Origin of the sequence: Streptomyces sp. ActVer, assembly GCF_027270795.1 — a bacterium.
GTDB classification, from domain to species: Bacteria; Actinomycetota; Actinomycetes; order Streptomycetales; family Streptomycetaceae; genus Streptomyces; species Streptomyces umbrinus_A.
Genome location: NZ_JAPWHT010000700.1, coordinates 1 through 3,537, shown reverse-complemented (window position 1 = coordinate 3,537; position 3,537 = coordinate 1). Strand labels below are relative to the sequence as shown.

At 69.9% G+C, this 3,537-nt stretch carries 5 protein-coding genes; 3 read left to right on the top strand and 2 right to left on the bottom strand.

Translation table 11 applies throughout. From position 1 onward, the window contains the following. A partial coding sequence (locus tag O3Q52_RS50750; RefSeq protein ID WP_269655189.1) for a hypothetical protein occupies positions 1-221 on the top strand: 221 nt, incomplete at its 5' end. A gap of 43 nt (positions 222-264) precedes the next feature. Here O3Q52_RS50750 and O3Q52_RS50745 read toward each other — a convergent pair. Further along, entirely contained in the window at positions 265-1,026 is a 762-nt protein-coding gene (locus tag O3Q52_RS50745) for a helix-turn-helix transcriptional regulator (protein WP_269655188.1), read from the bottom strand. A 117-nt stretch (positions 1,027-1,143) separates the two neighbouring features. On the opposite strand from O3Q52_RS50745, the gene O3Q52_RS50740 reads away from it, so the two are divergent. Together O3Q52_RS50740 and O3Q52_RS50735 are read left to right on the top strand one after the other, a co-directional pair. Continuing rightward, a complete protein-coding gene (locus O3Q52_RS50740; RefSeq protein ID WP_269655187.1) occupies positions 1,144-1,332 on the top strand; it encodes a hypothetical protein in 189 nt (62 codons plus the stop codon). Positions 1,333-1,337: 5 nt separating this feature from the next. Next, entirely contained in the window at positions 1,338-1,538 is a 201-nt protein-coding gene (locus O3Q52_RS50735) for a hypothetical protein (RefSeq protein WP_269655186.1), read from the top strand. 454 nt (positions 1,539-1,992) lie between these two features. On the opposite strand, the gene O3Q52_RS50730 is transcribed toward O3Q52_RS50735, so the two are convergent. Further along, the coding region (locus O3Q52_RS50730; RefSeq protein ID WP_269655185.1) for a zonular occludens toxin domain-containing protein at positions 1,993-3,537 on the bottom strand (1,545 nt) is incomplete at its 5' end.

The window sequence follows — 3,537 nt, the reverse complement described above, 5'->3', positions numbered from 1 at the left end:
TGACGCCGGCGTGGGAGTCGATGCTGAACGTTCCGCGCGGCGGGTCGATGGCGGCCAAGCGGGCCGACGCCGCTGCGCCGGCCGGAGCAGGCTGGGGCGACCGGCCCTTGGCCATCACCTTGCAGATCGGCAACGGGCAGCTCGGCGAGGTCATCATCGATCCGCTTCGTAAGGCTGTGACTACGCGCGGCGGGCTGAGGGCGACGTTCGGGGATCGGTAGGGCGTAGTCGTGGGCGAGGGGTGGGCACCAGTGCCCACCCCTCTCAGCGCTCCGGGCGACGGTCGTACGCGGCGAGCGTCGCCTTCGTGGTCGACGCGTCCTGAAAGACCAGCTCCCACGGCCCCGTGTTCACGTCGAACTCCTTCCCGAACCCCACCCACTTGCCGGTCATCCGGCGGCCGGTCGGCTCGACGAGGAGCTGAATCGCGCCGTGGTAGCGGGCGCCCCGGTAGTAGCCCTCGCTGGCCGTCTGCTCGGTCCACGTGCCGGTGGCGACGTGTCCGTCGACCTCCAGATCCATCGTCAGCGGGGAGTCCGAGGAGCCGGGCAGGGAGCGGACCGTGAGGCGGTTGCCGTGCTGGAGTACGACCACGTAGTGCAGGCCCGTGAAGGCCGAGTCTCGGCCGGAGCTGAAGTACTCGTACCGCGACAGCCACACCCCCGAGTAGTTCCGGTGCGCACCCTGCGGCTCGGCCTGCGGGGCGGGCGCGGCCGGGGTGATGCCGTTCTCTCCGGGCTGCATGTCGTGGCCGCCGCGGCCGTCGTCGGCGACGCGCGCCATGGGCACGGTGAGGGTGAAGCCGAGGGCCTCGATGGGCAGCCCGGTCACGGACTCCAGGGCGCGTGCGTAGACAGGGCGTGGGGCGGCGGTGGTGCCGGACTCCCAGCGCTGTACGAGCCGCTTGTTCGCGTCGTTGGGTACGCCTGCCCGGGTGCCGGCGTCGCGGACCGCGCGGGCAAAGTCGTCTTGGCTCATGAGCAGGCCCATGCGGACCGCTCGCAGTGCGCTGTTCGGTGTGGCCATGCGATCACGGTAGCTCCGGCGCGGATGCAATGACACCGAATTGACGCCCCCTATGTCGCCGGTATGACGCCCGCACTGACGCCGCGCAACTCACAGTGATCGCGCGACTGTGATTCCGTGACCGACAAAGGCAGCGCACCCACCCACCCCGGCCTGACCATCCGGGTCTACCGCGTCGACCCCGAGACGATGGAGGAGACGCCCGTCTGCGCGCGCACCCTCCCCGCGTCCGACGAGGCCATGATGACCGTCGCGTACCCGCCCTGCGGATGCGCACGGTGCAGCAAGACGGGGTCTGCGCGGTGAGCCCGATGTGGGACGACGAGCCCGAGCGCGCGGCAGGAACCTGCGTCGCCTGCGGCCTCCATACGGATGACGGGATAGTGCGGTGGCTGCCGCGCATGTCCGGCCCGGACGTCCGTCTGATCGTCCACGCGGAGGGCGGCGAGTGCGCGCCGCGTGAGCCTGTCGCACCGCCCCTGAGGCTGCGCCGTATCGGGCACACCGTATGAGCCCCCGGTCCGGTCGCGCACCCCAGGCTTAAGCGGCCGGACCGGGACCCGCGCGGACGCCCGTACGCGTCTCCGGGCCCGCGCGGAACCCTCCTCCACTTCCCCCAGATCTGGGGGGACTGGAGGAAGGTCTCCCCCTTCGGTTCCCCCAGGGCTGGGGGCACCGACGCAGGACCCGCGTAGGCCCCTCTCACGCGGTTCGCCGTGACCCGTCCCGATGGCGGGCGACGCGGGCAACACGACGGCCCCCGGTCACCTCGACCGGGGGCCGTTGTCGTACGGGGAGGGAGGCGGCGGGAGGGAGGCCAACACCCCGTTTCCGGGGGTCTCAGCGTCTCCGCGCCCCTGCCTCCCTCGCCTCCCTAACCTGTCGTTTCCGCAGGTCATGTACAGGGAGGCATGGTAGGGAGGCGGGTAGGGAGAACTCCCCAAGATCCGGCCGCCTCCCTCACTCTCATTCGTCGTCGAGATCCTCGTCCGGCTCGTCGTCCCGGGCCGCGATCGCGTCGAGGATCCGGTCGAGACTGACGTGCATCTTCCCGCCCGTCTTGTACTCGCCGTGCCCCGCGTCGTCGAGAACGCCCTTCAGATCCCGCGGCGACCAGCTGCCGTACTCGATCGGGTTGCAGTCCTTCAGACCGTGCAGCACGTCCAGGGTGAGCATCTTCGTCTCGTGCCCGAGGACGGCCGCGATGTCGGCGAGGTGGTCGACCGGGACGAACGCGGGCGCGCCGGCCGGGATGCCGTCGTGCAGGTCCATCGCGCGCTCGACGACCGGGGTCACCTGGTCGATGTTCTTCTCCGGGTCCCGGTTGACGAAGTAGGCGCGGATGATCTCGAACGGCTTGGACGTGAACCCGTACGTCACCGCGGTGCCGACATCCTGCCCGGGGACCAGCTCCGTCGCGCGGATGCCGGCCTTGTACTTGCCCGAGCCGAGCAGGCCATCGTTCGCGACCTGGTCGCCGACGGCGAACGCGACGCGGTGGGAGGTGTTGCGGGTGACGTCCCGCGGGATCGAATCGGCGGTCGGGGAGACGGTGACCCAGATCAGGGTGATGCCGACCTTGCGGGCCTTCTTCATAACGCGAATGGCCAGCTCGGCGGCCTCCTTGCCGTAGTCCTTGGACATGAACAGTTCGTGGCACTCGTCGAAGACGACGACCTTCGGCCGCATCCGCGCGTCCTTCAGTGCCAGCTCACGGGTGAGCTTCGTCGACTCGCCCCCGAGTTCTTCGAGGAGCTTGCCCCGCAGGGTCACCTCGTTGGACAGGCCGCGCAGCGCGTCCAGTGCGGCCCGCAGTTCCTCGGGGTCGTCGCCCTTGACCAGGTTGTTCAGGCGCGGCCGGAGCGGGTCGTAGTCCACGTTCGTCGCCATGACGTACACCTCGGCGATGACGAGCGGGTCGAGGATCGCACCGAGGAGCAGGGAGACGACGATGGACGTCTTACCCGAGCCCATGATCCCGCCGACGATCCAGTTCGCGGCCATCAGCTTCCCGATGATCGGTTCACCGCGCTGAGACACGGCGACCGGCACGCCCTTGAAGTAGTCGGTCGTGCCCTCGTGCAACAGCGGCCAGTCCGGCACGACGCCGTTGAGCGAGCCCTGATCGGCTACCCACAGGTCGAGTACACCCGGCTGGTTCGGGGGCTCGGTGGGCCACGTCTCGACGGGCTTGCGCAGCAGGTTGTGGGCGAGGACCTTCTTCTTCGCGTTGATCATCTCGACGGTGACGCCCATGGGGAGCTGCAGCTGTGTGTGGTAGCCGTTGCCCAGGCGGGTCGTGGGCTGCACCCAACGGGCCTGCCAGCCCTCTTTGATGGCCGCGTTCATCTGCGGGATGGACAGCTTGCCCAGGGCCCGCAGGATGGCGTTCTCGTCGGGGATGACGCCCTGCTCGCCCGCGTCGGCGGGCAGCGCCCACGAGGGTGCGGTCTGGCGGTGCCGGCCGACGGCCCACGCTCCGGCGAGGGCGAGCCAGGGCAGCGAGTACAG